Origin of the sequence: Actinomadura physcomitrii (assembly GCF_008923205.2) — a bacterium.
GTDB lineage: Bacteria > Actinomycetota > Actinomycetes > Streptosporangiales > Streptosporangiaceae > Spirillospora > Spirillospora physcomitrii.
On the sequence record NZ_WBMS02000003.1, the window covers coordinates 357,373 to 381,576 of the forward strand.

Annotated in this window: 21 protein-coding genes; 15 read left to right on the forward strand and 6 right to left on the reverse strand. The window is 68.6% G+C overall.

Translation table 11 applies throughout. The annotated features are described in order from the left end of the window. Positions 1-2: 2 nt before the first annotated feature. The gene (locus F8568_RS05735) at positions 3-1,130 is read right to left on the reverse strand and encodes a thiolase C-terminal domain-containing protein (RefSeq protein WP_151592096.1); all 1,128 of its coding nucleotides are present in this window, start codon (positions 1,128-1,130) and stop codon (positions 3-5) included. 145 nt (positions 1,131-1,275) lie between these two features. On the opposite strand from F8568_RS05735, the gene F8568_RS05740 reads away from it, so the two are divergent. From F8568_RS05740 to F8568_RS05750, 3 genes are all read left to right on the forward strand, one after another. Then, positions 1,276-2,490 (forward strand): amidohydrolase family protein, encoded by a 1,215-nt coding sequence (locus tag F8568_RS05740; RefSeq protein WP_160573522.1) that lies wholly within the window; start codon positions 1,276-1,278, stop codon positions 2,488-2,490. A 362-nt stretch (positions 2,491-2,852) separates the two neighbouring features. Next, on the forward strand, positions 2,853-4,274 hold the full coding sequence (locus F8568_RS05745; RefSeq protein WP_202124525.1) for an MFS transporter: 1,422 nt from the start codon (positions 2,853-2,855) through the stop codon (positions 4,272-4,274). Positions 4,275-4,278: 4 nt separating this feature from the next. Then, the gene (locus F8568_RS05750; protein ID WP_202124526.1) at positions 4,279-4,869 is read left to right on the forward strand and encodes a TetR/AcrR family transcriptional regulator; all 591 of its coding nucleotides are present in this window, start codon (positions 4,279-4,281) and stop codon (positions 4,867-4,869) included. 54 nt (positions 4,870-4,923) lie between these two features. On the opposite strand, the gene F8568_RS05755 is transcribed toward F8568_RS05750, so the two are convergent. The 5 genes from F8568_RS05755 to F8568_RS05775 form a co-directional block, all read right to left on the reverse strand. Further along, the gene (locus F8568_RS05755; protein ID WP_151592100.1) at positions 4,924-5,559 is read right to left on the reverse strand and encodes a GTP-binding protein; all 636 of its coding nucleotides are present in this window, start codon (positions 5,557-5,559) and stop codon (positions 4,924-4,926) included. Continuing rightward, positions 5,540-5,830, reverse strand: a complete 291-nt coding sequence (locus F8568_RS05760) for a DUF742 domain-containing protein (RefSeq protein WP_328600733.1) — start codon at positions 5,828-5,830, stop codon at positions 5,540-5,542. Before F8568_RS05760 ends, F8568_RS05755 begins: the two co-directional genes overlap by 20 nt. 94 nt (positions 5,831-5,924) lie before the next feature. After that, entirely contained in the window at positions 5,925-6,368 is a 444-nt protein-coding gene (locus F8568_RS05765) for a roadblock/LC7 domain-containing protein (RefSeq protein ID WP_151592104.1), read from the reverse strand. Further along, the gene (locus F8568_RS05770; RefSeq protein ID WP_151592106.1) at positions 6,365-8,794 is read right to left on the reverse strand and encodes a sensor histidine kinase; all 2,430 of its coding nucleotides are present in this window, start codon (positions 8,792-8,794) and stop codon (positions 6,365-6,367) included. Before F8568_RS05770 ends, F8568_RS05765 begins: the two co-directional genes overlap by 4 nt. A gap of 202 nt (positions 8,795-8,996) precedes the next feature. Then, positions 8,997-10,184, reverse strand: a complete 1,188-nt coding sequence (locus F8568_RS05775; RefSeq protein WP_151592108.1) for an ABC transporter substrate-binding protein — start codon at positions 10,182-10,184, stop codon at positions 8,997-8,999. A gap of 268 nt (positions 10,185-10,452) precedes the next feature. On the opposite strand from F8568_RS05775, the gene F8568_RS05780 reads away from it, so the two are divergent. The 12 genes from F8568_RS05780 (at position 10,453) to F8568_RS05835 (ending at position 24,086) form a co-directional block, all read left to right on the forward strand. Beyond that, complete coding sequence (locus tag F8568_RS05780) at positions 10,453-11,637, forward strand: aldehyde dehydrogenase family protein (protein ID WP_151592110.1); 1,185 nt, start codon at positions 10,453-10,455, stop codon at positions 11,635-11,637. 109 nt (positions 11,638-11,746) lie between these two features. Then, positions 11,747-12,514 (forward strand): dienelactone hydrolase family protein, encoded by a 768-nt coding sequence (locus tag F8568_RS05785; protein WP_151592112.1) that lies wholly within the window; start codon positions 11,747-11,749, stop codon positions 12,512-12,514. 185 nt (positions 12,515-12,699) lie between these two features. Continuing rightward, complete coding sequence (locus F8568_RS05790; RefSeq protein ID WP_151592114.1) at positions 12,700-15,507, forward strand: ABC transporter permease subunit; 2,808 nt, start codon at positions 12,700-12,702, stop codon at positions 15,505-15,507. A gap of 2 nt (positions 15,508-15,509) precedes the next feature. After that, a complete protein-coding gene (locus F8568_RS05795; RefSeq protein WP_151592116.1) occupies positions 15,510-16,259 on the forward strand; it encodes an ABC transporter ATP-binding protein in 750 nt (249 codons plus the stop codon). Between the two features lie 148 nt (positions 16,260-16,407). Continuing rightward, positions 16,408-17,646, forward strand: coding sequence for an amidohydrolase family protein (locus F8568_RS05800; RefSeq protein ID WP_151592118.1), 1,239 nt, complete (start codon positions 16,408-16,410; stop codon positions 17,644-17,646). Continuing rightward, the gene (locus F8568_RS05805) at positions 17,643-18,122 is read left to right on the forward strand and encodes a VOC family protein (RefSeq protein WP_151592120.1); all 480 of its coding nucleotides are present in this window, start codon (positions 17,643-17,645) and stop codon (positions 18,120-18,122) included. The genes F8568_RS05800 and F8568_RS05805 overlap by 4 nt, the downstream gene beginning before the upstream one ends. Positions 18,123-18,408: 286 nt before the next feature. After that, positions 18,409-18,597 (forward strand): ferredoxin, encoded by a 189-nt coding sequence (locus tag F8568_RS05810; protein ID WP_151592122.1) that lies wholly within the window; start codon positions 18,409-18,411, stop codon positions 18,595-18,597. Next, complete coding sequence (locus F8568_RS05815) at positions 18,594-19,817, forward strand: NAD(P)/FAD-dependent oxidoreductase (RefSeq protein ID WP_202124527.1); 1,224 nt, start codon at positions 18,594-18,596, stop codon at positions 19,815-19,817. Before F8568_RS05810 ends, F8568_RS05815 begins: the two co-directional genes overlap by 4 nt. A 2-nt stretch (positions 19,818-19,819) precedes the next feature. Next, positions 19,820-21,289 (forward strand): aldehyde dehydrogenase family protein, encoded by a 1,470-nt coding sequence (locus tag F8568_RS05820; protein WP_151592259.1) that lies wholly within the window; start codon positions 19,820-19,822, stop codon positions 21,287-21,289. 31 nt (positions 21,290-21,320) lie between these two features. After that, positions 21,321-22,427: an NDMA-dependent alcohol dehydrogenase gene (locus F8568_RS05825; RefSeq protein WP_151592124.1), complete on the forward strand. Its 1,107-nt coding sequence runs from the start codon at positions 21,321-21,323 to the stop codon at positions 22,425-22,427. 35 nt (positions 22,428-22,462) lie between these two features. Beyond that, complete coding sequence (locus F8568_RS05830) at positions 22,463-23,410, forward strand: alpha/beta hydrolase (protein ID WP_151592126.1); 948 nt, start codon at positions 22,463-22,465, stop codon at positions 23,408-23,410. A gap of 25 nt (positions 23,411-23,435) precedes the next feature. Beyond that, positions 23,436-24,086 (forward strand): TetR/AcrR family transcriptional regulator, encoded by a 651-nt coding sequence (locus tag F8568_RS05835; RefSeq protein WP_160573523.1) that lies wholly within the window; start codon positions 23,436-23,438, stop codon positions 24,084-24,086. The last annotated feature ends 118 nt before the right edge of the window (positions 24,087-24,204 follow it).

Here is a 24,204-nt window from a genome sequence, read left to right on the forward strand (position 1 = left end):
CATCACTTCGACGTCGAGATGATCGACGCTGCTCCCTTCGTGAACGTCATCGTCGAGCAGTACATGGCGGTCTCCAGGCCCGGCACCTGGCGTTCACCGCACTCTCCCCGCAGTTGGCGGACGGCCTCGCACAGGTGCAGCCAGCCCCACATGTAGCTCTCGGACAGCTGGCCGCCGTTGGTGTTCAGCGGGAGCTTGCCGCCGGGGTAGGTGTGGCCTTCCGCCAGGAACCGGCCGCCCTCGCCGACCGGGCAGAAACCGTAGTACTCGAGCATTTGAAGGACCCACACGGCCGTCGGGTCCTGGATATAGAGCGCGCCGATGTCCTGCGGACCCATTCCTGCGCTGGCGTACACGTCTCGTGCGACGTTGGCGATCCACGGACGTAGCAGGTTGTCGCGCTCCCGGCCGCCGTTGAGGGCCGCCGCCTCCCCGATTCCGCGGACGTAGACAGGGGTCGTCGGGAAGTCCGCGGCGCGTTCGGCGGAGGTCACGATGAGCGCCGCGCCGCCGTCGGAGATCATCGTGACGTCGTCGCGCCGCAGCGGCTCGACGAGGTAGGGCTTGGCGAGGTAGTCCTCCATCGACAGCGGCTTGGTGAAGATCGCAAGCGGGTTGAGACGGGCCCACTGCCTCTGTGCGACGGCGATGTGCCCGAACTGCTCGTCGGTCGTGCCGTAGAGGTGCTTGTGCCTCTGCAGTGCGAGGCCCGCGGGCCCGGCGATGTGGACGTATCCGGACGCCGTCGCCAGGTCCACGCCCAGCGGCACACCGAAGTCGACCTTCGAGGTCCGCTGGGTGGCTCCATAGGCGAGGACGATCGTCTCGGCCAAGCCGGCCATGATCGCCATGACGGCGAGGTGGAGCGAGAAGTTGCAGGTGCCGTAGTCGAGCGTCGCGCTGTACCTGGGGTTCAGGCCGAGGAGGGCGCCGACCGACGTATCGGTGCCGGCCGTGTTCATGTTGGACCGGCAGGTGATCAGCCCGTCCACCTCCGACTTGTCGAGTCCCGCCTCGTCCAGCGCGAGCCGGATCGCCTCGACCGAGACCTCGTCGGCACCGCGTCCCCTGAGCTCTCCCTGCTCGGTCGTGCCGACGGCGACGATGGCCGCTCTGCTGCGTACTGACACCTGTGCGCTCTCCACTCCTCGGACGTCGGGGGTGTTGCTTGCCGCCTTCGAAACGTATCCTAGATCCTGGATTCTGGATAGTCTTCGTGGGGTCGAACCTAGATCATCGGCCTCGCTGCCGTCCGCTGGAGATCAGGAGAACGTCATGTCATTGCCCGTCGAGGGGCCGTTCGCGGGTCTGAAGCTGGTGGACTCGGACTCGCACTACTCCGAGCCCTACGACTTGTGGACGTCGCGGGCGCCCGCGAAGTACCGGGACGTCGTGCCCCAGGTGCGCGAGGACTCCAAGGGGGTCCTGCGCTGGTGGGTCGGCGATACGCCGCTGTTCATGGCCGGGGGTGCGAGCTTCGTCAACAAGGCCGGCGAGAAGACGCCGATGCACTCGATCGACATCACCGTCGGCATGGACTGGAATCAAATCCATGAGGCGTCCTACGACGCCAAGGCGCGCCTCGAGGTCATGGACAAGATGGGGATCTGGGCGCAGATCGTCTACCCCAACACCATGGGCTTCGCGGCCTACGCGATCATCAACCAGCTGGACCGCGACGCCGGCGCCGCGATCGTGTCGATCTACAACGACGCGGTCGCCGAGTGGCAGGCGGAGGGCGACGACCGCCTCTTCCCCATGGCCGTTCTCCCGTTCTGGGACATCGAGGCCTCCGTCGCGGAGGTCGAGCGCGTGCAGGCGATGGGCCTGCGGGGCATCACGATGGCGGGCAACCCGCACATGGGCGGTCTTCCCGACCTCGGTCAGCCGGACTGGGAGCCGCTCTACGAGATCCTGTCCCACTACAAGATGCCGATCAACATCCACGTCGGCTCGACGAGCTCGACGACGTCGGGGCAGGACCACAACGCGGCCTGGCCGTCCCTGGAGAAGCGGGCCGTCAAGCCCGTGAACTCCGTGCAGATGGAGCTGAACAATTCACGGTTCATCTCCAACCTGGTCGTCAGCGACATCCTGCTGAAGTACCCGGACCTGAAGTGGGTGTCGGTGGAGAGCGGCATCGGGTGGATCCCCTACGTCCTCGAGCGGATCGACTACGAGTACCGCGAGGAGTTCCCGAACTACACGCCGCCGAACAAGCCGCCGGCGCTGGAGATGTTCCGCAAGGGCATCTACGGGACGTTCTGGTTCGAGCACGCCGGCCCCGTCCTGCTGCTCGACTACCTCGGGGCCGACAACGTCATGTGGGAGACCGATTTCCCGCACCCGACCTGCCTGTACCCGTCGCCGGTCGAGCGCAGCGCCGAGGCGCTCAAGGACGTCGACCCGGTGTCCGTCCGCAAGATCATGCAGGACAACGCGGCGCAACTTTACAACCTGCCCCTCGAGAAGGCCCAGCCTTCCCAGTAACCGATCGGCGGCGGACGCCCGGCTGCAGGCGTCCGCCGCCGAGACCTTGACGCGGCCACGTTGCCTACGCCGGCCGTGGAGGCCATGTGGCCTGCGGCGCTGCTCGGCTGGAAGGCGCTGGACGGTGCGGCCATCGACTCCGCCTCTCCGATGTCAGAGCCCTGGACTCCCTCGTCCCGGATGTGAGGAAGCTCGCTCGCCGACCTCTCTCGAAGAAAATAACGGACCGCTGAGGACTGTTATTATTCGGACAACCGGACCTTTGGGTCCACTTACCGAGCCCCTTCGGAGAGGCAGAGCACATGACAGGTACGGACGGGGCGCGAACCGCTCCGGTAGGGCGCAGCCTGGCCATTCTCAGCGTGGCCGCGCTGGCCTATTCGCTGGCGCAGACCTCGGTGGCGCCCGCATTGGGCGACATGGCCGCGTCCCTGCACACCAGCGTCGACAAGGTGACCTGGACAATGACCGGCTACCTGGTGTCGGCGGCCGTGCTGACGCCGGCCTTCGGGCGGCTGGGCGACATGTTCGGCAAGCGCCGGCTACTGGTGATCTCGTTGGCGGTGTTCGCCATCGGGGGCGCAGTCGCCGCCCTAGGCGACAGTTTGGCCGTGGTGGTGGCCGGACGGGTGGTGATGGGGGCGGGTGGCGGTGTCTTTCCGCTGTGCTTCGGCATCATCCGCGATGAGTTCCCCGACCAGCGGCGCGCCAGCGCGGTAGGCCTGATCTCGGCCACTGCCGGAGTAGGCGGCGGGCTCGGGTTGTTGATGGGCGGCCTGCTCGTGGATCATGCCTCCTACCACTGGATCTTCTGGGCGGGCACGGCCATGGCGGTCGCCGCCGCCATCGCGGCGGAGATCCTGCTGCCGGAGTCGCCGGTCCGTACACCGGGACGCGTCGACATCGTCGGCACGGTCCTGCTCGGGGTGGGCATCACCGCCCCGCTGATCGCGATCAGCCAGGCCACGTCGTGGGGCTGGACCGGCGGCCGCACGCTGGGGTTGATCGCCGTCGGCCTGGCGGTGCTCGTCGTCTTCGTGCTGGTCGAGCGCCGCACCACCGAGCCACTGGTCGACATGGCGGTGCTGGGTCGTCCGCCCGTGCTCATGACGAACCTCTCCACGCTGCTGATCGGCTCTGGAATGTTCGGAGTCTTCGTCCTGGTGCCTCAGCTCGTGGAGACACCCCAGTTGAGCGGGTACGGTTTCGGCGGCGACGCCACCCACGCCGGGCTGCTGATGCTGCCCGGGGGCCTGGCCATGCTGGTCGCCGGGCCGCTGTCCGGTGTGTTGACCAAGCGTTTCAGTGGCAAGGTGCCCATGGCTCTAGGCGGACTGGTAGCTGCGGTCGGCATGGGCCTGCTCGCGCTTCAACACGGCTCGCAAGGGACTGTCCTGGCCTACACCACCGTCGTCTTCGCTGGCATCGGCCTTGCGTTCGCTGCCATGCCCAATCTGATCGTGGATGCCGTTGAAGCGGCCAAGACCGGCGAGGCGACCGGTGTCAACGCCCTCGTCCGCTCCGTGGGGTCCTCGCTCGGCACCCAGGTCATCGCGAGCATTCTCGCCAATAGCGTCACGGCGCCAAGTCGGTTTCCCACGGAGAACAGCTACACGGTGTCCTTCGTCGTCAGCACCGTCGGTGCACTGGTCGCGGCAGTCGTCGCCGTGCTCATCCCGCGCGCGCGGCACGATCGCGCGCCGGTGCGGAAGGCGGCCGGCGTCACGGTGCCGCTTTCCACGACCCCGCGCGCCGTCGGCAAGCAAGGCAATCGGCACACTTGAGAACATGGACAGTCGGCGCGTCACCCACCCCATGACGGCGGAAGAGCACGACCCGGACTGGTCCGGCCGCCGGTCGGACGCCCGCCGCAACCATGAGCGCATCATCACCGCGGCCCTCCAGGTCTTCGCCGAACGGGGCCTGGAGGCCACCATCCCGGAGGTCGCCGCCCGCGCTGGTGTCGGCAAGGCGACCGTCTACCGGAGCTATCCCACCAAGGGGGAGTTGATCGAGGCCCTCATCCGGCACTGGATCCACAGGATCGAGGAGCGCACGACCGCCGCCCTTGCCGAACGCGACGCTCGCCAGGCCATGGCCGCGCTGCTCCCCGACGTCTTCGAGATGTTGGCCGCCAACCGGCTTATGGCCGAGGTCATCTACGAACACTCCTCGGACGCCGACCACATCATCGGACTGCTCTCCGCCCTTCTGGAGACGGCCAAGGCGCAGGGCGGTGTCCGCCGCGACGCGACCGTGGCCGACATCAGGGTCCTCGCAGGCGGCAGCGCCAGGCAACTCGCCCGCCTCGGCATCGTCGACCCGGCGGAATGGCGTCGCTATGGGGAGCTCGTGATGGCCGCCGTTCGCCCCACCTGATGGCGATATGGACTCGGCGGCTCGGCGATCGGAGCTGGAGTCGTCCATCGATGGCTACGCGGTTTCGAGAGCGTGCTCGACCAGCGTGATGAGCACGCTCTTCGCCGAGTCGCGTTCGCGCACGTCGCAGAGCACGATCGGGACGTGCGGATCGATGTCGAGCGCTGTGCGGATCTCTTTGAGCGTGTGGGCCCGGGCGCCTTCGAAGCAGTTGACGGCCACGATGAACGGTGTCCCGCGCTGTTCGAAATAGTCGATGGCGGCGAAGCTCGCCGTCAGCCGCCGCGTGTCGATCAGCACCACGGCACCGATGGCGCCGTAGGCCATCTCATCCCACATGAACCAGAAGCGTTCCTGGCCCGGCGTACCGAACAGGTAGAGCGTGATGCCGTCATCGAAGGCGAGGCGCCCGAAGTCCATGGCAACGGTCGTGGTGGTCTTTCCCTCCACGCCGTGAAGGTCGTCCACATCGGTGCTGACGTCAGTGAGCACCTCCTCGGTGTGCAGGGGGCGGATCTCGCTGACGGCCCCGACAAGGGTCGTCTTGCCGACTCCGAAGCCTCCGGCGATGAGGACCTTCAGCGCCAGGTGGGAACCGTCGTCGGCGGAGATGGCGTCGCGCCAGTCGCCGGCGGACGCGGCGGAGGCCTCGGCGGAAGAGGAGGCGGGATCAGAGCGCGCGAAGATCATCGAGGACTCTCTGCAGGATTTCAGGGGACGGGCGTTCCGCCAGAGGCGCCGCGCGGCGCTCTTCGAGCAGACCCTGCTGGTAGAGGTCGGCCAAGAGCACGTGCATCACGCCCAGGGGGAGGTTCATTTCAGAGGTCAGATCCGCCACGGTGGCCGGCCTCCGGCACATCTCGAGAATGCGCTGCTGTTCGAGCGCCAGCCGCGCACGCTCCTGCGGCGACCTCCCGGTGACGACGAGCATCGTGACGAGGTCCAAGCGGAAGCCCTGCACACGCGTGCGTCCTCTGGTCAGTGCGTACGGGCGGACCAGAGGACCGGCCTCCGCATTGAGTCGGCGTTCTCTCGGAGAGTCCATCTCCGACGCCTCAACTCGTGTCCCGTGCGGAAGCCGCTATGCCTTCGGCGCTCCAGCCGCCCGTCCGCGGCGCCGCGGTCAGTTGGCTGCGCACCCGCTTGACCAGCATCGCCATCTCATACGCGACCAGGCCGGTGTTGCCTCCCGCATCCGCGAAGACGGCCAGGCAGCTTCCGCTGCCGGCGGCCGAGACGAAGAACAGCGCGTCCTCCATTTCGATGATCGTCTGCCGGACCTCGTCCCGTGCGAAGTGCTCCCGCGCGCCGTTGGCGAGGCTGTAGAAGCCGGAGGAGATCGCCGCGAGGTGCTCCGCCTCTTCTCGGCCCATCGATCGGGAAGCCCCCATGAGCAGACCGTCCCGTGAGAGGAGAACGGCCTGCCGGACCTCTCGCACCCGGTCTACGAGATCGTCGAGCAGCCAACTCGGATCCGCGCCTCCGCGGTGCTGCGTCATTGTCCCCCCTGTTGGGTTGTCGGATCCTCGAACACCGCCGACCGGTGCTCGTCGTCTCTGCGTCCGGCGGTCCAGCCCGCCTGCAGGGAGGAGAGCAGGTCGCGGTTCTGTTCCGCGGGCCGGTCGCCCGGCTCCGCGCGGCCGCCGGCCGTGCTTGTCCTCGCGCGCCGCCGCTGCAGTTGCGGAGCCAGATGGCGCTGGCGGGCACGGCGCGGCAGGCCACCGGTCTCGACGTCGTACTCCTCGACCTCGTCGCCGCCGGGACTGGCCGGTGTCTCGGCCGTGACCGCGTCAGGCCGCGGCTTCGACGAAGACCGCGTCGGCGAGAGGGGAAGAGCCGCCGGCGCATCAGGCGCGCGGTGCCGCCCGTCGATCGGCCTTCGCAAGGTGCGGTTGCCCGCCGGGACTTGCGCGGGCGGTGCTTCGTGCGGGACCCGCCCCTGTTCGGCCGGTGGTGGTGAGACCTGTGAGTGCATGCCCTGCTCCCCGTTTTGCGGACTATCCGAAGAGGTGAGCAGTGCCGGGGGAAGGAGGACGACCGCGGTGACACCGCCGTAGGCCGACGGCTGGAGGACGACCTTGATGCCGTGACGCTGAGCGAGCCTGGCCACGATGAACAAGCCGAGCCGGTCGCTGTCCGCCAGATCGAACTCCGGCGGATCCGCCAGCCGCGCATTGATGTCCGTTAGATCGCCGGGTTCGAGGCCGACTCCGCGGTCGATCACCTCGATGGCCAGCCCGTTGCCGACCCGTTCGGCTCGCACCAGCACCTCGGTGGTCGGCGGGGAGAAGGAGGTCGCGTTCTCGATCAGCTCGGCCAGAAGATGCACGACGTCCGCCACTACCGCTCCGGACACCAGTGTGGGCGCCAAAGCCATGACGTCCACCCGGGCGTACTCTTCGACCTCGGCCAGCGCCGCCCGCAACAGCTGCTCCGCGGCCACCGGTTCGCTCCACCCACGGACGTTCTGGTTGCCCGAGAGGATGACCAGGCCCTCGGCGTGGCGGCGCATCCGGGTAGTCAGGTGGTCCAGGCGGAAGAGATTCTCCAACTCGTCGGGATCCGACGTACCGCGTTCCATCGCGTCCAGCATCTGCAACTGCCGGTGAAGCAGCGATTGGCTTCGCCAGGCGAGATTGATGAAGACGCGGCTGACCCCGGCGCGCACCTGCGCTTCGCCGACCGCGGTCTCGATGGCGGTGCGCTGCACGGTGGTGAACGCTTCCGCCAGCGAGGCGATCTCCGCGGTGCGGCCGGCGCCGATGTCCGGCGCCTCGTCCGCCACGCTCACCTTTTCGCCGCGGCGCAGCCGCGCCACGACTTCCGGCAATTGCGATCTGGCCAGTTCCTGCGCGGCGCCTTGGAGATTGCGCAGATCGCGGGCGATGTCGCGGCCGAGCACGCCCGACAGGACCACCGAAGCGACGACCACCAGGAGTCCGAAACCGCAGACGAGTACGAGTTGGACGGTGATCTCGCGACCCGCGGACTTGTTCTCAGCACCGAGGACGTCGGTGGCTCTCACCGCGTTCTCCCACCAGGCCTGCGATGTGGGCGGCATAACCTGCGACCATTCGGCCAGCACCGCCGGGGGGAGCCTGCGCGCGGGGGAGGCCACGATTTTCTGCTCGAGCTGCTGAAAGCGCGTGTACTGCGGTGAACGGACCATCGCGCGGTAGGCATCGCGGACGGTCTGGCTCGGACCGTTGAAGGTGCGTTCCGACAGGTGATCGCGATTGGCGGCAGCCTGGACGAAGGCGGCGTACTCGGTCGGCGAGAACCGACCACCGCGTGCTCGCGTCGCTGTCAGGAGGGCGTCTTCGCGGAGCATGTAGTCACGCGCCCAGTTGGTGTCCACAAGCGTCTGCGTCGTCTGGTACAGCCGGGTGTCGTCGGACTTGACCAGATCGCTCAGCGCGGCGTTGGTGCCGTCGAACAGGCCGCTGTACTGCTGGATGGCTTCCAGCGGAGTGATGGATCGTGCTTCGATCCGCTTGCGAAGGGCGGGCAGTCCCTCATAGCGCCGGCCGAGATCGCTCACCAGCTCCCGGGTGCGGTCGCCGGTCCGGTCGCTCGCCTTGGGCAGTGCCTGCCGCCGGAATGCGATCAGTGCGGCGTCCGTGGCCTGCTGCCGCGTGCGGAGAGTGTTCTCGGCCTGGGGGCCAGGCGATGCGAGGGCGGCGACGGCGGCGGTGCGCTCCGCCTGAAGGGCGTACCCCATCAGCCCGATCGGCCGGGAGATGCCATAGACGATCCCGTTGAACTCGCTCCGGGCGATCGTCGCCTTCAACGAGATCACTGCGGCGAAGGCCCAGAGAGCCAGCAGTGACGCCAGCGGGAGGAGGAGCAGGAACCCGATGCGGCGGCCGACCGGGCGTCTGCGGACTCGCTTCGCAGCGCGACGTCCGTTCCCGTTCTTCGACACACGCGTCTCCAGAGGGCTGCGGCAAATTTATCGAGAGCACGTATCCTGCATCCGGTACTCGAGGGAGTGCAAGGGGAACGGCGATTTGCATGCCGGTGCGTGCGCCCGGTATGCACCGTCCGGGCGCACGCACCGACGTGCTCCGCTTCGCGGTCGACCCGGAGAGCGTGCCCGTGGCGCTCACCGGAATCGGCTCCGATCGCTAACGGAACGCCTTGACGGAACCGGCCGTCGTTATCTTGTCGCCCTCCACTTTCAGGGCGAAGATCTCGGTATTGAAGACCCGCGGGGCCGTGCCGCCGAGGATTGTGGACGGCTTGGTGAAGTCGATCGGCCCGGTCAGGCCGCCGGTGTTCAGCGTCGTCTTCTTCAGCACGTCCAGGAACGCCTTCCGCGTAACGTTGGGGAGGCGGCGTGCGACCTCGGCGAACTGCTCGATCGCCAGCCAGCTCTGCATCGCGGTGCCGTTCGCATATTCGGGGTGCCCGGCCTTCTCCTGTTGCTCGCTGAACGTCTTCCACCGCCCGTTGCCGCGATCGAAGTCGTCGGCCATGTAGAGATCGTCTGTTGCCCCGCCCAACTGCTTTTTGAGCAGTTGCTTGGAGAAGACCGCGCCGGCCAGGACGACCGGGCCCTTGTAGCCCTGCTGGCGGATCGTACGGGTCACCTTCGATGCCAGATCGGTGGTGAGGACGAGGATGACCGAGTCCGGCTTCTTGGCCAGGAGCGAGGCCACCTGCGCCGAGACGTCCGCCGAACTGCGCGGAATCGCGACCTGGGCCGCCGTGCTCACGTTGCGGGACTTGAACACCCACTGGTTCAGCAGTGAGGGGACGATCTGCCCCGCGGGCACGTCGAGGAAGCCGACCGCCGGGTGCTTGGAGTGGAGCAGGTCGGCCGCGATCGCGCCCTGGCCCGCGGCCGTCCCGAGCGAGCCTCCGACGAGCGGGAAGAAGATCGGCGAGGTGAAGTCGCTGGTGACGTAGGGGCTGCTGCCGAACGCGGCCATCCCCGCGGCTTGCAGTACCGGGTTGGTGCTGGAACCGAAGTTGCTGCCGCCGCCCACCACCGCGACCGCCCCGGATGACACTGCGTCGCGGGCGCATGTGGCGGCGGTGTTGGGGTTGTCGTTGTTGCGGCAGATGGTGAGGGAGATCGGGTGGTTGTTGATGCCGCCATGCCCGTTCACGTCCGCCACCGCCGCCTTCAGTCCGGCGGAGAAGTAGTCGGCGCTGAGCGAGTCGACGATACTCGCGATCTTGATCGGCGTCCCCGTGGCAGGGTTGGGGGCGTCGTTCTTCTTCTCGTCCGCCTTGCTTCCGTTGCAAGCGGCCGAGGCCAGCACGGAGGCCGCCGCCACCGCCGCTGCCCATGATCGTCTTGCCTTCATATGTCCTCCTGCGGCCAATGAGTGCTGGATGCAGGATGTACGATCCGCCTGTTCGGAGGCAATGGTCTCGGGTCATTCAGTTTGAGAGAAGCGTTTGGGCCGCTTCGCGGCGGAGTGGGCGCGCCCAGGCTTCGGTGCCAGATCGGACGAGTGGCGTCGCGGGCGCGTCCGGTGCCGGAAACTCGTTTCGCACCTATTGCGGACTTCATCGGACCGTAATACCGTTCCCGCAGGTGACCCTCTGTACGACCGGCGCGCGGGAGTGGGTATGAAGCGAAGCGGCAGTGGCGAGAACTCCCTCGCGGGCGAGGCGTGGGTCTGCTCGGCGGTCACCGGGCGGTCGCTCGGACGGGTGGCGCTGGCAGAGGCGGAGGACGTGTTCGAAGCGCTACGGCACGCCAGGTCGGCGGCGCGGGGCTGGGCCGGGGCGCTGGGGGAGACCAGGCGCTCGGCGGCGGGAAGGCTCGTGGCCGAGATCGATCGGCGGCGTGTCGAGATCGCCCGATTGCTCGCCGAAGAGGTGGGCGTTCCGATCACACCGCTGGTGACGTCACGCTCGGTGGAACGTTCGGACGCGCGGCGCGGGGCGCACGGCGTGAGCGGCAGGGTCGTAGCTTGGAACGACCCGATGGCCGGCACCGCCGACCTCATTCTTCCGGCTCTGCTCGCCGGCCAGGCGTGCGTCCTGGTGGTCGCACCTGAGATCGCGTTGAGCGGCTCTGTGCTGGCCGATGCGGTGCACGCCGCTGGCCTGCCCGCCGGATTGGTGGCGGTGCTTCCGGGAGGTCCGGCGGCGGCCGAGACATTGCTCGCCGCGGGTGTCGACGCTGGAGCGCGCTGGGGCGAACCGGAGCGCGCGGCGGCGTCGGTGCTGCTGACCCCGGACGTCGACCTCGGCCCGTTCCTTACCGCCCTACCTGGAGACAGCCTTGCGGGCAATGGGCAGTATCCGCGGGACCGGGCCCGCATTCTGGTGCCGCGGGGGCGCTTCGCAGAGATCGTCGAGGCGGTGACGGAGGTCAGCGCCGCACTGCGGGTGGGCGATCCGAGGGATCCGGGTGTCCAGATCGGTCCCGTGATCGACGACTGGAACCTCGAGGCGCTGGAGGCGGCCATCGCCTGCGCTTGGCGTGCCGGTGCACGCGTCACGCTGGGAGGGGCCCGGCACCGCGGGTGGGAGGACGGCTGTTTCCTGGAGCCGACCGTCGTCGCCGGCGCCGATCCGCTGAGTCCGGCCGTGCATCCTCCGGTGCCGGGTCCGCTGCTCGCCCTGATCCCGTACGAGGGTGAGCAGCGCGACGCGAAACGGATGGCGCGGCGGGCCGGGCTCCGGATCGACGCGGCGTGGGGCGCGAACGGCCTCGAAGCGCTGGGCGGGCGAGGTGCCCGAGGCGCCGAGTTCGGAGCGGGTCTCGCAATCGAGACCGCCGTATTGGCCGCCCGCAGCTCCTGACCGGCGCCGCGGCGCTCGCAGTACCCGATCGGGCCGAAGCCGTTCCGGCCTGTGGCATCTTTGAGTCCTGGATGCAAGTATTCACATCTGGTGACTCAGGGAGGAAGCCATGCCGGTGCCCGGTGCGATGGCCGAGGATGCGGTGCGCGGACAGGCGGTGGCGATACCGGCGAAGGGCGCCTCGATCGGCGGGTACCTCGCCCGGCCTCGCACCGGGCGAGGGCCGGGCCTGCTGGTGCTGCACGAGGCATTCGGGCTCAACGAGCACATCCGTGATCTCGCCCGGCGCTTCGCCGGAGCCGGATTCGTGGCGCTGGCGCCCGACCTGTACAGCCGGTCGGGCGCCGCGGACCCCGCCGACCTCGCCGCCGTGATGGCTCAGATGTTCGCCCTTCCGGACGCCCAGGTCATCGAAGATCTGGATGCGGCGGCGGTCTACTTGCGCGAGCACGCGGATGCCGGGCCGGGAGTGGGAGCCGTCGGATTCTGTTCGGGAGGCCGGCAGGCATTGCTTCACGCGTGCTCCGGCTCCGCGACGCTCGACGCCGTGGTCGATTGCTGGGGCGGCTTCGTGCTGCGGGCGACGCCGGACGACGAGGTCACCCCCGAGCGGCCCGTGCCCGTGATCGACCTGGTGCCGTCCGTGCGATGCCCGGTCCTCGCGGTGGGCGGAACGGACGACGTCAATCCGTCGCCCGAAGATCTCATGCTGTTGCACGCCCGCCTTCGACAGCACGGGAAGCCGGGGCGGGTGCGCATCTTCGAAGGCGCCGGGCATGCGTTTCTCGCCGACTATCGCCCGACCTATCGGGAGCAGCCTGCTCACGCGTTGTGGGCGGAGATGCTGAGTTTCCTGCGCGAATCACTTGAGCGATGAGCTCTTTGGGACGTCGATGGTCTGCCGCGCGCAGGCGTCGGCTCCGTTGCATGGGTTGACCCGGCGACCCCCTCCGACCTAACTTGAGTCCTGGATGCAGGATGTGATCCTGATCTCTCTTGAATCGGATCGGAGGTCCGGGCGATGGCGGTGGCATCCGCTCACCTGGGGCCGAGGAGGCGCCCGTGAACGACTTCGTCAAGTTTTTGATCATCGGGCTGGGCGGGGGCGGCGTCTACGCGCTGCTCGCTCTCGGCGTGGTGGTCACCTATCGCGGATCCGGCGTCGTGAACTTCGCGAACGGCGCCTTCGCGCTGATCGGCGCCGCGGTCTACTACGAGGCGAGCACCGCGGTCCCGCTGCCGGCCGCGGTCGTGCTCGCACTGCTCGCGGGTGCGCTAGCGGGGTTCCTCGTTCAGGTACTGATCATGCACCGGATGCGGAACGCCTCGCCGCTCACGAGGGTCTTCGCCACCCTCGGCCTGCTGACGCTGGTGCAAGAGGCCGCCAAGCACCGCTACGGCAGCGATGCCGTCTTCGTCGACTCCCTCCTGCCGACGGACTCCGTCACCGTCCTGCCCGGGATCACCGTGGGGGAGGACCGCCTCATCCTGCTCGGCATCACGGTCGTGCTGTTCGGCGTCCTCTACGCGGTGTACCGGCGGACGCGGTTCGGTCTGGCGACCACCGGGGTGGCGGAGAACGAACTGGCGATGTCGACCCTCGGCTGGTCCCCGATGGCGGTCGCGGCGACGAACTGGGCGATCGGGGGAGCCCTGTCAGCACTCGCCGGCGCCCTCCTGGTGCCGATCGTCGGGCTGGCGCCGACCTCGCTGACGCTGACGATCATCCCGGCGCTGTCCGCCGCGCTCGTCGGTGGTTTCCGCTCACTGCCGCTCACCCTGCTCGGCGGACTGCTCGTGGGGGTGCTGGAGTCCGAGGCCACCCGCTACATCACCAGCCCCGGCTGGTCGACCGCGGCACCGTTCGCCGTCATCGTCATCATCCTGGTCATCCGTGGGCGGGCGCTCCCGCTGCGCAGCCACCTCACCGACCGGCTGCCGCGGGTCGGCACCGGCAGGATCCGGCCGCGGATCCTGATCCCTCTCGTGGTCGTGATGCTGGCCTCTCTGTGGATCTTCGACGGGAGCTGGTCGGCGGCGGTCACCACCGGGGCGATCTACGCCCTCGTCTGCATGTCGCTGGTGGTGCTGACCGGCTACGCCGGTCAGCTCAGCCTCGCCCAGTTCTCCCTGGCCGGCATCGGCGCCCTGGCCTCCAGTCGTCTGGCCGACGCCGGCGGCCTACCGTTCCCGGTGGCCGCCCTGCTGGGCGTCCTGATCACCGTTCCGGTCGCACTGATCGTGGCGCTGCCCGCCCTTCGGGCGCGCGGTGTCAACCTGGCCGTCGTCACCATGGGACTGGCGGTCGTGCTGAACGCCGTCGTGCTGGCGAATCCGAAGTACACGGGCGGGGTACTGCGGGGCACCGTCGTGCCGGAGCCGAAAATCTTCGGCTTCAGCGTGTTCGCCACCCGCCATCCGGAACGGTACGCGGCTCTTGCGGTGGTCCTTCTGGTGTTGATCGGCCTGGTCGTGTCGAATCTGCGGCGCGGCCGTGCGGGCAGGCGGATGATCGCCGTCCGCGACAACGAGCGGGCGGCGGCGAGCCTCGGCATCAGCGTCGTGGGCGCGAAGTTGTACGCGTTCGGCATCGGGGGCACGATCGCCGCGATTGCGGGTGTCCTGCTGGCATTCCGGAACCCGAACGTTCAGTTCGACCAGTTCGACACCTTCTCCTCGATCTCCGTGGTGCTGCTCGCCGTGATCGGCGGGATCGGCCTCATCAGCGGCTCGGTGGTGGGCGCGCTAGGGGCTGCCGGCGCCGTCATGGAACTGATCCTCTCGCGCTTCTTCGACGTGTCCGGCTGGTTCGTGCTGCTGTCCGCGATCTTGCTGGTGCTCGTGGTGAGGCAGTCGCCGGACGGCGTGGTCGTGCACAACATCCAGACCAGGGCGAGGATCGCCAAGCGTCTGCGAGCCGGTCGAGGCCCGGACGGGGAACGGTCGTCCAGCACCGGTAGCGGTGCCCCGTCGGACGCCGGTGCGGGGGATCGGGAAGCGGACGAGAAGCCGGCGGAGCCGGCGGGCGTCTCCGAGACGCGCCGCGCACCGCGCGCAGTACGCGGCCGGGTGTTCGAGCTGCGGGACATCACGATGCGCTTCGGGGGCGTCACCGCGCTCCAGGACGTGAGCCTCTCGGTCGCTCCAGGAGAGGTCGTGGGGCTGATCGGCCCCAACGGCGCCGGCAAGACCACCCTTATCGACGTGGCCACCGGGTTCCTGCGCTCGTACGAGGGCAGCGTCCTGCTCGACGGCCGGCCGATCGACCGCTGGAACGCGGTCCGCCGCGCTCGCGGCGGCCTGACCAGGTCCTTCCAGTCGCTCGAACTCTTCGAGGACCTCGAGGTGGACGCCAACATCCGGGCCGCGTCCGACCAGAGGTCCGTCCTCAAGGACGCCCTGGATCTGGTCCGGCCGGACAACAGCCCGCTGTCGGAGGCCGCTGTGGCCAGTGTCCGGGAGTTCAGGCTGCAGCCGTGGCTGGACAAGCTGCCCGGCGACCTGCCCTACGGCCAGCGGCGCCTGGTGGCGATCGCCCGCGCGGTGGCCACGTCGCCTTCGGTGCTGCTGCTGGACGAGCCCGCGGCAGGCCTGGACGAGGTCAGCACTCGTGAGCTTGCGGCGCTCATCCGGCGCCTGGCCGAGCAGTGGCGGATGGGGATCCTGCTGATCGAGCACGACGTCTCCATGGTGCTGAACACCTGCGACAAGATCGTCGCCCTCGACTTCGGCCGGGTCGTGGCCACCGGCACTCCCGAGGAAATACGCAACAACAGCAAGGTCGTCGAGTCCTACCTCGGCTCGTCCGCACAAGAGCAACAGAACACCGCCGTTTCTGAAGCGGCTGTGGGCCCCTCCGGAGGGAACTGACGATGACGGCGAAGACCGATGCGGCGGATGAGAACGCCGTGCTGCCCGCCCGCGCAGGTGAGACGGTGCTCGAGGCGCGGAAGCTGTCCGCCGGCTACGGCGGTGTACCGGTCACCCATGAGCTCGACCTGCGGGTCGGCGCGGGAGAGGTGGTCGCTCTGCTCGGTGCCAACGGCGCGGGGAAGAGCACCACTCTGCTGACGCTGGCCGGGGTGCTCGGCGGACTCGGCGGCGAGGTCTTCTGGCTCGGGCGAACCGACCCCGCGCCGCTCCACCTGCGCAGCCGGCTCGGGCTGGCCTTCATTCCGGAGACGCGCTCGATCATCGCCGAGTTGTCCGCCGAGGACAATCTCCGCCTCGGCCGTGGTCCGGTCGACCTCGCGCTCGAGTACGTACCGGAGCTGAAGAAGCTCCTCAAGCGGCGGGCCGGTCTCCTGTCGGGCGGGGAGCAGCAGATGCTCACCCTGGCGCGTGTGCTCGCGGCCCGTCCGAAGGTGCTGCTCGCCGACGAGATGTCGCTCGGGCTCGCGCCGCTCATCGTGGAGAGGCTGCTCGCCGCCATCCGCCGGGCGGCGGACGAGGAGGCGATCGGCGCTCTGATCGTCGAGCAGCAGGTGCGCAATGTGCTCGCAGTGTCCGACCACGCCTACGTGCTCCGCCGCGGGCGGCTGGTCATGTCCGGGCCCGCCGGGGAGATGCGCACCCGCACGGACGAGATCGAGTCGCACTATCTGGCGGGCCCGCCGGCCTGACCGCATCCCCGCCTGCGCCCTCTCCGGGCCGGCTGCGCGCCGGCTCCGGAGGGGACGCGGCGGGCCCGGCCGAAGGCGCCTGGAGAGCTCATTGCCTGAGTCCTGAGTCCTGGATACACTAATCCCGGCAAGCCGAGGAGGCGATCGCATGACCATCAGCGCCGAGCGCTCCGTGACCTTTCTCCCGGAACCCGAGCCCCGGCCGGTCGAGAACCTGATCATCAGCGTCGACGACCATCTGATCGAGCCCGCCGACATGTTCACCCCGCGGGTCCCCGCCAGGTTCGGGGACGACATCCCGGAGATCGTCACGGTGGACGGTGCGGAGGCATGGAGGTTCGAGGACCAGATCCTCCACAACATGGGCCTGAACGCCGTCGCCGGCCGTCCTCCCGAGGAGTGGAACGACGAGCCGACGAACTTCAGCGAACTGCGCCGCGGCTGCTTCGACATCGAGGCGCGGATCAAGGACATGGACATCAACGGCGTGTACGCGTCGGTGTGCTTCCCGTCCCGGATCGCCGGCTTCGGCGGTGCGCGCTTCGCCGAGGCAAAGGACCAGGAGCTGGGCAAGGCCTGCGTGCGCGCCTGGAACGACTGGTACCACGACGAGTGGATGTCGCCGTACCCGGACCGGATCATCGGCCTGCAGCTGACGCACCTGACTGATCCGGAGGAGGGGGCCCGCGAGATCCGCCGCAACGCCGAGCGCGGATTCCATGCACTGAGCTTCCCCGAGGTTCCGGGCAAGGTCGGGCTCCCGACGCTGCGCAGCGGCCACTGGGACCCGATCTTCCGGGCGTGCGAGGAGACGGGCACGGTGGTATGCCTGCACACCGGTTCGTCCGGGCAGCTCAAGGACATCGAGAGCGACACCCCCAGGGACGCCCTGGTCTCGCTGTTCCCGGCCTACGCGCTGCTGTCGGCGATGAACTGGCTCTGGTCCATGGTGCCCTCCCGGTTTCCGAACCTGAAGATCGCGCTCGCAGAGGGCGGCATCGGCTGGGTGCCCATGATCATTGACCGGTTGAGGTACATGGACAGCCACGCCGGCCAGGCCCAGACGTTCCAGGCATGGACCGACAAGGAGCATTCGCCGACCGAGGTCCTGCTGCGCAACTTCTTCTTCTGCGCGTTCGACGACCCGGCGGCGCTACTGGTGCGCGACCGCATCGGCGTCGACAACATCATGGTCGAGGTCGACTACCCGCACGCCGACGGAAGCTGGCCCAATACCCAGCCCTTCTACGCCGAGCTGCTCAAGGACGTTCCGAAGGAGGAGCGCGACAAGATCTGCTGGAGCAACGCGGCGAAGCTGTTCGACCACCCCGTACCCGAGGACGTCGCAGACGGCACCCGGGACTTCCGCACGACCCTCGGCCGATGAGCGTCACCGGGTTCTCGCACCTGTCGGTCCAGGTCCGCGACATCGACAAGGTGCTGCCCTTCTACCGCGACCTGCTGGGCCTGACGGTGTCGATCGATCGGCAGAAGGAGTTCTCCGCTCCCGACCGGGAGGGCCGCCGCGTCCACTTCCGGCGCCGTGAGGTCTATCTCCGGTGGGAGAACCGCTGGGGTGCCTCGTACGTGGTGCTCGGTCAGCATTTCGACCGCGAGCAGGAAGGGTCGGCCACGCCCCTGCAGGGGATCGGGTTCGACCATGTGGCCTTCATGGTCGACGACGTCCGCGCGACGGTGGATCGCGCGAGGCAGCTCGGCTTCGAAGTGATCACCGGGCCGAGTGAGAACGATGGGCCGGCGAATGCCCATCCAGGTGCGGCGACAGTGCGCACGGCGCTGTTCTGGGACCCGGAGGGCAACGTCGTGCAGGTTGACCAGTGGCTTGAGGAAGGCGAAGCGTGAGCGGCGAATCAGCGTCGAAGCCACTGCTTCTGGAGTTCATCTAGATCACCGCGCTGCGGCCGTTCTTCGAGAAGATCTTGACTCCGTCATCACGCGGGACAGGGCGGTTTCTATTCGGCTGGCACGACTTTCTCAAAACACGTTTAGGCGGCAGGTGTATTGCCTCCTCGCCGCCACCTGAAAATGGACGTAAGTGTGCGCCATGGAGCCAATTTCACGCAACTGCGGAAAGGGGAAAAATGGCAGGATACCTACCGTCCGCAGCGCCGAGACAACGGAAACGACAATGAAGATCGAAGTTGACTACGACCTGTGCGAGAACCACGCCCAGTGCGTCTTCGCCGCCCCTGACGCCTTCCGCATGAACGCCTCGGACGAGCTCGAGTTCGACGCGGAGGTCGACGACTCGCTGCGCGAGGACGTGCAGAGCGCGGCGGACGCGTGTCCGGTGCAGGCGATCCGGATCACCGGATGACCGATGCGACGGCCGCGCGCGTGGTGGTGGTCGGCGCAGGGCTCGGTGGGCTGCGCACCGCGGAGCAGCTGCGTGCCAAGGGCTTCCGCGGCGAGCTGGTCATCGTCGGCGATGAAGAACACCGTCCCTACACACGGCCGCCGCTCTCCAAGGAGCTTCTGGCCGGAACGATGAGCCCTCCCGACGTGGCGTTCGACGTCCGCGCCGACCTCGGCGCGCACTGGCGACTCGGCACCGGGGTCGCGGCGGCCCGCCTTGACGAACGGGTGGTCGTCCTCGAAGACGGGGAAGAACTCGGTTACGACGGTCTGGTCATCGCCACCGGTGTGCGGCCGCGGCGCTTGCCGGTGCCCGGTCCGGAGGCCGACCGGTTCACCCTCCGCAACCTCGCTCACTCGCTGGCCCTGCGGCGACGGCTGCGAGCCGGGGTCCGGCTATGCGTCATCGGGGCCGGTTTCATCGGATGCGAGGTCGCGGCCACGGCGCGCCGGCTCGGTGCCGAGGTGACCGTCATCGCGCCCGAGTCGGTCCCGATGGAACGGCCCCTGGGGCGCGAGTTCGGCGGGGTGCTGCGGGAGCTCCATGAGAGCCGCGGCGTTCGGTTCATGCTGGGTCACGAGGTCAGTGCCTTCGAGGCCGGCAGCGCCGGGCGCGAAGTGGTGCTGTCCGACGGATGCCGCGTGCCCTTCGACGTGGCGGTCGAGGCGGTCGGCTCGGTGCCCGCCGTCGAATGGCTGGCCGGCAACGGCCTCGACCTTTCCGACGGCGTCGCCTGCGATGGTCGGCTTCGCGTCCAGGGCCGCCGCGAGGTGGTCGCGGTCGGAGATGTGGCCCGATTCCCCAATGCCTTGTTCGGTGGGCCCGCGTCGAGGGTGGAGCACTGGAACATCCCGGTCGAGACCGCCCGCCGGGCAGCGGCCACGCTGGTCGCCGGACTCACCGGGAGCGAGCAGGAGCCGGCGCACTTTGGCCCGCTGCCCGCCTTCTGGAGCAACCAGTTCGACACTCGTCTTCAGTCCTACGGCGCCCCGTGGCTCGGTGCCGCGGACGTCCGCCTGCTGGACGGGGACTGGACCCGCGCAGCGGAACCGATCATGGCGGGCTACCACCGCGACGGGGAGTTGGTGGGCGTCGTCGGAACGGCCCCGCCCCGCAGCTTCATACCCCACCGAACAGCGATTCTCGCCGCCGCCAAGAAGACCATGAGGAGAACCCCGTGACGATGACCACCGATCACGCCGCCCTGGCGGCGGCCGTACTCCCCGAACCGGCTCTGCTGATCGGCGACGAGCTGGTGACCAAGACCTCCAGCGGGCATTTCGACCGTGTCGACCCGTCCACCGGCGAGTTGCTGGGGCGGATCCCGATCGCCGGTCAGGAGGAAGTGGACCGGGCCGTCGCCGCGGCCAAGGCCGCCTTCCCCGCGTGGCGCCGCGTGCCGGCGGACCGCCGGCGGCAGCTGATGTTCGCGATCGCCCAGGCGCTGCGGGACCACGAGGACGAACTCAAGCAGATCATCGCGCTGGAGACCGGCACCCCACTGGCCGTCAACCGGCTGGCCATGGCGATCGACCAGTTCGAGTACTACGGCGGCTGGAGCGACAAATTCGAAGGCGAGCTCATCACGAGCTACCCCGACAGGGCCTTCGACTACGTCGCCTACGAGCCCTACGGCGTGATCGGCGCGCTGATCACCTGGAACGGCCCCGTGATCAACGCCTCGATGAAGATCGCCCCGGCGATCGCGGCCGGCAACACGGTGGTCGTGAAGTCTCCCGAGCTGGGGCCCTACGCCGTCGTGCGGTTCGGGCAGATCCTGATCGAGGCGGGCCTGCCGGCGGGCGTGGTCAACATCGTCTCGGGCGGCCCTGAGACCGGCGAGGCGATCATCCGCCACCCGGACATCCGCAAGGTCTCCTTCACTGGCGGTCCGGCGATCGCGCAGAAGGTGATGGGAGTCGCGGCGGAGAGCCTGACCCCAGTGTGCCTGGAGCTCGGCGGCAAGTCGGCGAACATCGTGTTCGAAGACGCCGATCTCGAAAAGGCGGGGCAGATGGCCGCGCTGATGTCCACCATCGCGTCCTCCGGCCAGGGCTGTCTCTACCCCACCAGGCTCCTGGTGCAGGACACGGTCTACGACGAGGTCCTGGAGCGGGTCCGGGCCGTGGCGGAGTCGCCCGTGATCGGTGATCCGCTCGACGCGACGGTGATGATGGGCCCGGTGATCAGCCAGGGAGCGGTGGACCGCATCCTCGGCTACGTCGAAGGCGCGCGTGCCTCCTCGGCGCGTCTGGTCACCGGCGGCGATCGGATCGGCGGCGACCTCGGCCGGGGCTACTTCGTGAAGCCGACCGTGTTCGCCGACGTCGACCACACCAGCACGCTGGCGCAGGAGGAGGTCTTCGGGCCCGTGCTCGCGGCCATGCCGTTCACGACCGAGGGAGAGGCACTCGCCAAGGCGAACAACACGCGGTACGGACTGGCCGCCTACATCCACACGCGGGACCTGGCGCGCGCCCATCGGGTCGCCGGCGAACTCGAAGCCGGTTACATCGGCGTCAACGCCTTCCCCGCGATGACCGCGTCGGCCCCCTTCGGCGGGACGAAGTACAGCGGCTTCGGCCGCGAGGGCGGGCGAGCGGGGATCGAGGAGTTCGTCCACCACAAGAACGTCTACATCCCCCTGGGCTGAACTCGGTCGCGCGAGTGAGTGAGAGGCATGCATGAAGGCGAAGGCAGCGGTCCTCTGGGAGGTCGGACAGCCCTGGAGCATCGAGGATGTCGAGGTCGCCGACCCGCGTCCCGGCGATGTCCTGGTGAAGATGTCGTATGCCGGCCTGTGCCACAGCGACGATCACAACATCACCGGTGACTTCCCGGCCCAGGCCCCTTTCGTGGGCGGGCATGAAGGGGCGGGGGAGGTGGTGGCGGTCGGAGCCGGTGTCGACCGGGTGAAGATCGGCGACGCGGTGATGCTGCTGGCCACGCCTACCTGCGGAGTCTGCCGTTTCTGCGCCGACGGCCGCGGCTACCTGTGCGACAGCAACGCTCATGTGCTCGGCGGGCTGCGTCCTGACGGCTCAGCCGCGTTCCACGTCCATGACCGGCCGATCGGGGCGTACGCCCAGCTAGGCACCTTCGCCGAATACACCGTTGTCAGCCAGACGCAGGTGCTTCCCTTCGAACGTGACATCCCGGCCGCTTCGGCGGCGATCCTGTCCTGCGCGGTCGTGACCGGCTATGGCGCGGCGGTGAGGGCGGGGCAGATCCGCCCAGGGCAGACGGTCGTCGTGGTCGGCACCGGAGGTGTCGGCATGAGCGCGGTCCAAGGCGCCCAGATCGCCGGCGCGGCCAGGGTGATCGCGGTCGATCCCGTGGAGTTCAAGCGCAAGCAGGCCCTGGAGTTCGGAGCGACTCATTCGGCCCCCTCGATGGAAGAGGCCATCGGCCTGGTGCGCGATCTCACCCGAGGCGTGATGGCCGACGCCGTCGTACTGACCGTGGGAGTGCTCAGCGGAGAGATGCTCGCGCCCGCGGCCGAGCTGACGGCCAAGGGCGGCAAAATCGTCCTGGCCGCCGTCGCTCCCCGCGAGGACGATCGGCCGCACCTGCCGCTCAGCCCCTTCCTGCTGTCGGCGAAATCGCTGGTGGGCGTGGTCTTCGGGCTGACCAATCCCGCATCGGACATCAACGCGATGCTGGACCTGTACCGGGCCGGCGTGCTGCGGGTCGACGAGATGGTGACTCGCCACTACGCGCTTGACGACATAACGGCCGGCTATGCGGACATGCATGCCGGCGAAAACCTGCGCGGGGTGATCGCATTCTGAAGGCGCGGTCTCAGCCGGGCGAGTGGCCGGTCGACATGATCGAGTCCGAGTTCGAGGCGGAGGTGAGCATCCCCGGCCTGGGTGATCAGCGCATGGCCGGGACGCTCTTCTCCCCGATTCCGGAGCGGTTAGGGCCTCGACCGGTGGCCATCGTCGCCGTCCCCGGCGGAACTTATGATCGTTCGTATTGGCACCTGAGGGTTCCAACGCTGAGCGGGTACAGCTTCGCCGAGCATGCCGTCACGCGTGGGGTCATGGTCCTCGCGCTGGACAATCTCGGCACCGGGGCGAGCAGCCGCCCGGCGGACGGAAGGGCGATCACCGTCCACGCAATGGCCGATGCCGTCGGGCAGGCGACTGCGGTGTTCGAGCGAAGGCTGCGGCTCGGGAGCCTGCCGGTCCTGCCGGCCTTGCCGGACAGCCGGTTGGCGGGGCTCGGTCACTCGCTCGGCGGTCAGATCATCGTCACCGCGCAGGCGCGCCATCGGCCGTTCGGCCGGATCGGTGTCCTGGGCGGTTCCTTCATCGGAAACACCCGGATCGACGCCGAGTCCGAGCGCTTCGCCGCCGACGCGCTCAAAGCCATGGCACCAGCCACGTGGGACAGCGGATATCTGGAGGTACCGCGCGAGCTGCTTCGCGGGCAGTTCCACGACGACGATGTTCCGGAGGCCGTACTCAAGGCAGAGGAGGCAGGCTGGACGGTCCTACCGCGCCAGGCCGGGATCACCGCGATCGCTTCGGGCGTCCTGGCGGCCGAGGCCGCCCAGGTGGAGGTCCCGGTGCTCGTCGCCTTCTCGGAACGGGACACATCGCCCGCGCCGCGGGCCGAACTCCCGCTGTACGAGCGATGCAGAGACCTGACCTTCTTCGGCCTGACGGGTTCAGCCCACTGCCACAATGCGGCCACCACGCGGCATCTACTGTGGGATCGCCTGCTCGACTGGACCATCACCTCCCGTGATAGCGAGAGGCAAAGGTGAGGGGGCCATGCCTGATACTGGTCTGGTGAGTGCAGGACGCGAGGGGACGAGAGAGCCGGCGGCGGCGCCGAAGGCCGGGCGTCCGCGAGATCCGGGCATCGAGGAACGCGTGTGCGAGGCGGCGCGAGCCGTGTTCGCCGACGACGGCTGGGCCGGGTTCGGCTTCAACCAGGTCGCCCGGCGCGCGGGGGTCGGGAAGAACGCGCTCTACCTCCGCTGGAACTCTCCCCAGGACCTCCTGCTTCAGGCGCTGGACATCGCGCCCGCGTGGGACAAGATCGTTCGCTCCGGATCGGTGCGCAATCAGCTGATCGATTTCGGCGTGACGATGTTGGACGCCTACATGGGGCCGCGGGGAATGGCCGTGCTCCGCATGTTCATCGAGGCCAACGTCCGTCCAGAACTGTTCGAGGCCTACTGGCGGAGCGTGGTGGAGCCGTCGCTCGACCGTGCGCGGAACATCGTCCTGGCCGGCATCGACCGAGGCGAGCTTCCGGTCGACACGGACTACGGGGACCTGCTCGATCTGGTCCATGGGGCGGTCGTGAGCCGCGTCCTCGTCGGCCGGCACGATCGTCGGCGGAAGAACGTGTCTCGGGCGGAAGCGGTCGAGTACATGACTCGCATCGTCGACCGGATTCTGTGCACACCGACTGGCGTTACGTCAACGCACTGACCCTGTCTCCGTCAGGCCATTGACCGTGGGCCGTACGGCCCGCCGCTTCGAAGACGTTCCGACCGTACTGATTGTTCGCCGGGCTCGCCTCGCCGACGACGGAGGCGGGGCGAGCCCG

Excerpts from the sequence above, each read along its gene's own strand:
- F8568_RS05740 (WP_160573522.1), top strand. The coding sequence starts at position 1,276 with ATGTCATTGCCCGTCGAGGGGCCGTTCGCGGGTCTGAAGCTGGTGGAC.
- F8568_RS05750 (WP_202124526.1), top strand. The coding sequence starts at position 4,279 with ATGGACAGTCGGCGCGTCACCCACCCCATGACGGCGGAAGAGCACGAC.
- F8568_RS05755 (WP_151592100.1), bottom strand. The coding sequence starts at position 5,559 with ATGATCTTCGCGCGCTCTGATCCCGCCTCCTCTTCCGCCGAGGCCTCC.
- F8568_RS05765 (WP_151592104.1), bottom strand. The coding sequence starts at position 6,368 with ATGACGCAGCACCGCGGAGGCGCGGATCCGAGTTGGCTGCTCGACGAT.
- F8568_RS05775 (WP_151592108.1), bottom strand. The coding sequence starts at position 10,184 with ATGAAGGCAAGACGATCATGGGCAGCGGCGGTGGCGGCGGCCTCCGTG.
- F8568_RS05780 (WP_151592110.1), top strand. The coding sequence starts at position 10,453 with ATGAAGCGAAGCGGCAGTGGCGAGAACTCCCTCGCGGGCGAGGCGTGG.
- F8568_RS05785 (WP_151592112.1), top strand. The coding sequence starts at position 11,747 with ATGCCGGTGCCCGGTGCGATGGCCGAGGATGCGGTGCGCGGACAGGCG.
- F8568_RS05795 (WP_151592116.1), top strand. The coding sequence starts at position 15,510 with ATGACGGCGAAGACCGATGCGGCGGATGAGAACGCCGTGCTGCCCGCC.
- F8568_RS05800 (WP_151592118.1), top strand. The coding sequence starts at position 16,408 with ATGACCATCAGCGCCGAGCGCTCCGTGACCTTTCTCCCGGAACCCGAG.
- F8568_RS05805 (WP_151592120.1), top strand. The coding sequence starts at position 17,643 with ATGAGCGTCACCGGGTTCTCGCACCTGTCGGTCCAGGTCCGCGACATC.
- F8568_RS05810 (WP_151592122.1), top strand. The coding sequence starts at position 18,409 with ATGAAGATCGAAGTTGACTACGACCTGTGCGAGAACCACGCCCAGTGC.
- F8568_RS05815 (WP_202124527.1), top strand. The coding sequence starts at position 18,594 with ATGACCGATGCGACGGCCGCGCGCGTGGTGGTGGTCGGCGCAGGGCTC.
- F8568_RS05820 (WP_151592259.1), top strand. The coding sequence starts at position 19,820 with ATGACCACCGATCACGCCGCCCTGGCGGCGGCCGTACTCCCCGAACCG.
- F8568_RS05825 (WP_151592124.1), top strand. The coding sequence starts at position 21,321 with ATGAAGGCGAAGGCAGCGGTCCTCTGGGAGGTCGGACAGCCCTGGAGC.
- F8568_RS05830 (WP_151592126.1), top strand. The coding sequence starts at position 22,463 with ATGATCGAGTCCGAGTTCGAGGCGGAGGTGAGCATCCCCGGCCTGGGT.